The sequence below is a fragment of the Aeromonas sp. QDB11 genome, assembly GCF_027705265.1.
GTDB classification, from domain to species: Bacteria; Pseudomonadota; Gammaproteobacteria; order Enterobacterales; family Aeromonadaceae; genus Aeromonas; species Aeromonas allosaccharophila.
The window spans coordinates 85,938-91,937 of sequence record NZ_JAPDBM010000011.1; the positions used below are offsets into that span (position 1 = coordinate 85,938).

The window sequence follows — 6,000 nt, forward strand, 5'->3', positions numbered from 1 at the left end:
TCAGATGTGATTACTGGAGTACCAGCACCATCAGCAGGCCGACGGTAATGGCAGATACCAGGAAGGCAAAGCCATAAAATACATAGTGGTGCAGCTTGGTGGTGTGGATCCCCAGATCGTGCAGACCGTGGTAGATACGGTGCATGCCGTGCCAGATTGGCAGGGCGATGATCACCAGCAGGATGCAGGCCCCCCACCAGGAGCTGGCGAACGCGTGCACGCGGTCATAGCTCATGGCTTCCACGTCCATGATACCCATGGGTACCAGCAGACCGGTGATGAGGACAATGACCGGCAGCAGCATGGCAACGACCATGCCACCCGCACCAAACAGACCCCAGTAAATTGGTTCGTCAGAACGTCTCATTGATTTCTCCTCAGGCCACGATGATCAGGACAAGCAGGGACACCACCGCCAGCGCCACATACTGGGCGAGAACGATCGGCTTCTCCGGTACCAGGTCTTCACCACGGAAGATACGCATGGCTTTCGGCGCCAGGGCGAACCAGGTTTTGGCATGGAACAGGCACGCCGCCAGTGCGATGACATGGAACAGGATGGCGATCGGGCTTTGCAGGGATTCCAGCCAGCCGTTGAACGCTTCCTGACCCTGAACCAGACGCATCAGACCCCACATCAGCACAACGGCGTAGATGGAGACGAAGATACTGGTGCCTTCACGGATCATGTAACCGGTGTAGAAGGCATTCTTCAGCCACCAGTCTTTCTTCATTTCGCGGACGTAAGGCTTACGTTTGCTATTGGTGTTGTTCATGGTCTCATTCCTGATCTCAATCTGGCTTGAACATGGCGATCATGTAGTCCTTGGCGCTCTCGACCTTGCCAAGCTGGATGGCTGCGGCCGGATCCACGCCTTTCGGGCACACTTCGGAGCAATAGCCCACGAAGGTACAACCCCAGACACCTTCGTCCTGGCTGATGATCTTCATCCGCTCTTTGGACGCGCTGTCGCGGTTGTCGGCGTTGTAGCGATAGGCCAGAGCCAGTGCCGCCGGACCGGTGAACTTCTTGTTGATGCCATACTGTGGGCAGGCTGCGTAGCACAGACCACAGTTGATGCACATGGAGAACTGGTGATACTTCGCCATGTCAGCCGGAGTCTGGGTGTACTCGCCATCGCACAGGCTGCGCGGTTCGTTCGGGATGATGTAGGGCTTGATGCTCTCCAGCTTCTCGATGAAATCGGACATGTCGACGACCAGGTCACGCTCAATCGGGAAGTTGTTGAGCGGTTCAATGGTCATCTTGCCTGGCAGATAGTCACGCAGGAAGGTTTTGCAACCCAGCTTGGGTACGCCATTGACCATCATGCCGCAGGAGCCGCAGATCGCCATCCGGCAGGACCAGCGGAAGCTCAGGGTAGAGTCCAGGTGATCCTTGATGTACTGCAGCGCATCCAGCAGGGACATCTCTTTGAGGTAAGGCACCTGGAAGGTTTGCATCCAGGGCTCGTTATCCTGCTCCGGACGGTAGCGCAGGATTTCAATTTCGATCATCTCAGCCATTCTTCTTAGCCTCGTCTTGTTTCTCACCCTCGGAACCGTACACACGTTTTGCCGGTTGGGATTTAGTGATCTTCACATCGGAGTAATCGATGGTCGGGGCCCCTTCCGGTGCATAGAAGGAGAGAGTGTGCTTGAGGAAGTTCACGTCATCACGCTCCTCATAACCGTCCAGACGCTGGTGGGAACCACGAGACTCTTTACGGTTGATGGCGGAGTGAGCAATGGCTTCGGCCACGTCCAGCATGTAGCCGAGTTCGATGGCGTACAGCAGATCGGTGTTGAAGACAGAGGACTTGTCGTTGATCTTGATCTTCTTGTAACGGGCTTTGAGCTCGTTGATCTTGTCGATGGTGCCCTGCATCAGCTCTTCGGTACGGTAGATACCAACGCCAGCTTCCATGGACATGCCCAGTTCGTTGCGGATGTCGGCCGGGTTTTCGGTCCCGTCGATATCCATCAGCGAGAGGTGCTGCTTGATCAACTGCTCGGCCTTGGCGACCAGCGCTTCGGTGTTGCCGTGCTGCTGGGTTGCCGCGAATTCGGCTGCCTGTTCACCAGCCACCTTGCCGAATACCACGATCTCGGACAGGGAGTTGGAACCCAGACGGTTGGCACCGTGCAGGCCGACGGAGGCACACTCGCCAGCGGCGTAGAGGCCTGGCATGCGGGTTGCGCACTTGCCGTCAGTTTCGATACCACCCATGGTGTAGTGGGCAGTCGGACGTACCGGGATCGGCTCCTTGACCGGATCCACACCCACGTAGGCCTTGGCCAGTTCGCAGATGAAAGGCAGACGCTCTTTCAGGTACTTCTCGCCGAGGTGGCGCAGGTCGAGGTGAACCACGTCGCCCATCGGGCCCTGGATCACGCGGCCTTTCTGCTGTTCTTGCCAGAATGCCTGGGAGAGACGGTCACGGGGACCCAGCTCCATGTGTTTGTTCTTCGGCTGGCCAACCGGGGTTTCCGGGCCCAAGCCGTAGTCTTGCAGGTAGCGGTAGCCATCCTTGTTCAGCAGGATGCCACCCTCACCACGACAACCTTCGGTCATCAGGATGCCGGTGCCCGGCAGACCGGTCGGGTGATACTGGACGAACTCCATATCACGCAGCGGTACGCCGTGACGGTAGGCCAGCGCCATGCCGTCACCGGTGACGATGCCACCGTTGGTGTTGTAGCGGTAAACGCGACCGGCACCGCCAGTCGCCAGCACCACGGATTTGGCCTGGATAAAGCGGGTGATACCGTTCTGGATATCGAAGGTCAGGACGCCCTGGACGCGACCATCTTCCACGATCAGATCCAGACAGAAGTGCTCATCGTAGCGCTTGATGGTCGGATACTTGATGGAGGTCTGGAACAGGGTGTGCAGAATGTGGAAACCGGATTTATCTGCGGCGAACCAGGTGCGCGGGATCTTCATCCCGCCGAAACGGCGGACGTTGGCCTTGCCATCCGGCTTGCGGCTCCAGGGGCAACCCCAGTGCTCCAGCTGGATCATTTCGTTGGTGGCGTTGTTGACGAAGTATTCGACTACGTCCTGCTCACACAACCAGTCACCACCGGAGACGGTGTCATTGAAGTGGTTTTCGAGGGAGTCGTCATCACGCACGACGCCTGCGGCGCCACCTTCGGCGGCCACGGTATGGCTGCGCATCGGATAGACCTTGGAAATCAGGGCGATTTCCAGCTCCGGGTGGGCTTCTGCAATGGCGATTGCGGCACGCAGGCCACCACCACCGGCACCGATGATGGCAACATCGGTCTTGATAATATCCACATCTGCCTCCTTAGGGATAGATTTGCTGGGCACGATTTTGCTCTATGAAAAAAATTCAGGCTTGATGCAAGTCAAACTGCTAGGTTTTATTCCATTTTTATTGGTTATTTTTCTATAAAACACCCAAATCCCTGGATGAAAATGTCGTTATTATCGCCATTTTTTGGTGTTACTGAGCAGTTGAACACCTTGCTACGCGTACTTTAACTTCTGGATTGTACGTAGTTTTCTTTCAATAAAATGCGAATCACCTCTCTTTTTAGGTACTCACGAAAAAAATTTTAAGTTTTTTATTGTAATTTTTTAATGAGAATTATTGGCATTTATTAATTTGGATAAAAATAAATAATCCGAATTGTGGCGACCGCTACGGAGGGGATTGGATAAATCCAGATGAATCACAAGGATTTCAGGGCCGGGGATTTGGCGGGTATTATGAGATTAATCACTGAAAATTAAGCGCTATTTAGAAAAATAAAAGGGGCCTGTGCGGCCCCTTTTACTCATGCTCAAATGCGGAACATGCCGACCTGATTGCTCAGTTCACCCGAAATATTTTTAAGTTGTTCAGAGAGATGGCGCGAACTGTCTGCATCCACTGCCAGTTCGTCCGACACATCTTTGACCGCCTGAATGTTGCGGCTTACCTCGTCGGTGACGGCCCGCTGCTCTTCGGCTGCGCTGGAGATCTGGGTCGCCATGTCGGAGATCTGGTTGATCGAGGTGGTGATCTGTTCCAGCGCATGGGTGGCGTTGTTGGCGTCATCCACGCTGTTCTGGGCCAACTGCTGGCCTTCGTGCATGGTGCTGACCGCACCCTGGGTATTGCGCTGCAGGGTTTCGATCATGCTGCGGATCTCGACAGTCGAGCTGTGGGTGCGCTGTGACAAGACGCGCACTTCATCGGCCACCACCGCGAAACCACGGCCCTGTTCACCGGCACGCGCCGCTTCGATGGCGGCGTTGAGCGCCAGCAGGTTGGTCTGCTCGGCGATGCCCTGAATGGTGGAGAGGATGGTGTTGATCTCCTGGGCGTTCTTCTCCAGTTCCTGAATGATGTTGGAGGCCTGCTCCACCTGGGTGGCCAGATCGGTGATGGAGCGCTGGTTGCGGGCGATCACCTGTTTGCCATGCTCGCAACTGCTGGAAGAGCTGCGGGCTGCTTCGGCGGTCTGCTCGGCGTTGCTGGCCACCTCGATCGCGGTGGCGGACATCTCGTGCACCGCAGTGGCGATCTGGGAGATCTCGTTTTGCTGGCGTGCCAGCCCCTGATTGGCCTTCTCCGCCATGCTGTGGGAGGACTTGGCCTGCTGGTTGAGTTGGCCGGAGGAGTTGGAAATATCCTGCACCATCACATGGATGCGGTCGATGAAGGTGTTGACGTGCTTGGCAACCGCGCCCACCTCATCTTCACGCTCGATCTTGATGCGGCGGGTCAAATCGCCGTTGCCACGGGAGAGATCGGCAATCGCCTCGCCCAGGGTTTTCAGGGGGGCCAGCGAGCCGTTGATGGCAACATAGGAGAAGCCAGCCACGATCAGTATGGTGATGAGCCCCTGAATGAGGGAGGAGGTGACCATGCTGCGTACCGACTGGTAGGCGGTTTCGTCATCCACCATCATGCCGTAATACCAGTTGGTATTAGGGATCGCGTTGAAGTCAAAGACCTCTTTCTTGCCGCTGATCATTAGCTCATTGATCATGCCGTCATGGGCGATCTGGTTGATGTAGGATGCGGTCAACTCAGGGGCCAGCGCGGTGGCGGGTTTCAGGCTCATGGAGGCATCGGGGTGCGCGATGATGGTGCCGTTGCTGTCGACCAGCATGGCGTAAGTGCCCTCGGTGGTAACCGCCAGAATGTCCGAGATAAGGGCGCTGATAGAGACGTCTCCGGCGATGACCCCCTGGGTGTTGCCACGCTGGAACGGCTCGGCGATGGTGACGATCAGTTGGCCGGTGGAGATATCGGCATAGGGCGCGGTGATGACCAGCTTGCCTGCTGCCATCGCATCCTTGTACCAGGGACGTTGACGGGGATCATAACCGGCAGGCAGGTTGGTGGGTTTACTCTGGATCATCTTGCCGTCTGCGGTGCCGGCATAGACCAAGTCGAAGCCACCGGCATTCATGGACTGGGCCAGATGACTAATGGGCTCATCTTCTTTGGTGAATGCTTCCTTGGTGGTGCTGACCATGCTGATGCGGGAGTCGACCCAGCGGGAGATCCCCTTGACGTTGGCCATCGAGCTTTCGTCGATGATATTCCAGACCAGTCGTTGGGTTTCACTGCGCAGTTGTGAGGTGTTGTACCAGACCTGCAGGCCGGTGATCACCAGAATGATGATACCTATAGCCAGGACCAGCTTGTTTTTAATGGATAAGTTCATAATTACATCCTTGTGAGCGTCAGTCTGAGTGTTGGAAACTAGTTATTGTTATGAGCCTGTTCTTATCGGCTGAAGTTGAACTCTTTGTATCCCGGTCAGCTATTTAAAGTTAGTGCTTAAATCAGTGGTTATCCATACGCGTATCGCCCACTCACTGCGTCAGAAAGCGATCCGGTCGATTGGTAAAGATTCCATCGACCCCCATGCTGGCGAGCATTTCATAATCTTCAAGGTAACTGTTCACCCAGATGGCATTGACAGGAAAAAGTGAGACGATCATCCCTTGATCCACTGTTGCCCCTTGCCTGA

General features: G+C 55.6%; 5 protein-coding genes. All 5 read right to left on the reverse strand.

Translation table 11 applies throughout. The features are described 5' to 3' along the window. Nucleotides 1–10: 10 nt before the first annotated feature. Nucleotides 11–367 carry a fumarate reductase subunit FrdD gene (frdD, locus tag OKC40_RS05800; protein WP_042063914.1) on the reverse strand — a complete coding sequence of 119 codons (357 nt, stop codon included), beginning with the start codon at nt 365–367 and terminating at the stop codon, nt 11–13. Nucleotides 368–377: 10 nt separating this feature from the next. After that, entirely contained in the window at nt 378–776 is a 399-nt protein-coding gene (locus OKC40_RS05805) for a fumarate reductase (RefSeq protein WP_042063913.1), read from the reverse strand. Between the two features lie 16 nt (nt 777–792). Then, nucleotides 793–1,527, reverse strand: a complete 735-nt coding sequence (locus tag OKC40_RS05810) for a succinate dehydrogenase/fumarate reductase iron-sulfur subunit (RefSeq protein WP_270794454.1) — start codon at nt 1,525–1,527, stop codon at nt 793–795. Next, on the reverse strand, nt 1,520–3,304 hold the full coding sequence (gene frdA / locus OKC40_RS05815; protein ID WP_270794455.1) for a fumarate reductase (quinol) flavoprotein subunit: 1,785 nt from the start codon (nt 3,302–3,304) through the stop codon (nt 1,520–1,522). The genes OKC40_RS05810 and frdA overlap by 8 nt, the downstream gene beginning before the upstream one ends. A 509-nt stretch (nt 3,305–3,813) precedes the next feature. Continuing rightward, entirely contained in the window at nt 3,814–5,691 is a 1,878-nt protein-coding gene (locus tag OKC40_RS05820) for a methyl-accepting chemotaxis protein (protein WP_111805342.1), read from the reverse strand. Nucleotides 5,692–6,000: the final 309 nt, after the last annotated feature.